This is a genomic window from Citrobacter sp. S55_ASV_140 (assembly GCF_018919505.1).
GTDB lineage: Bacteria > Pseudomonadota > Gammaproteobacteria > Enterobacterales > Enterobacteriaceae > Citrobacter > Citrobacter werkmanii.
Map to the genome: position 1 here is coordinate 1 of NZ_JAHLQZ010000460.1, position 269 is coordinate 269.

Sequence of the window (269 nt, forward strand, 5' to 3'; positions counted from 1 at the left end):
GTTCAGAAGGCATCAAGCGGCTTGCCAGTTTACGTGCATGGATCTGCAACATGTCCCAGGTGACGACGTATTTTTCGCTCATGTGAAGTGTCCCAGCCTGTGTATCTACGGCTAATTAATAATTGAGGGTGAATCAGGTTGCGCGAGATTATAGAGATCTGACGCACTAAAAACCAGTGTTTCGCGGAATCCGCGCCTCTTTTTGCATGCTTTATGCTAGCCGTCGGCGGAGAAAGTGGTATTCTCAATCGCATCGCGCAAGCCTGACT

General features: G+C 49.1%; 1 pseudogene. It reads right to left on the reverse strand.

The features are described from left to right. Positions 1-82, reverse strand: a pseudogene (locus KQJ18_RS24530) (xanthine phosphoribosyltransferase); the annotation flags it as partial. Positions 83-269: the final 187 nt, after the last annotated feature.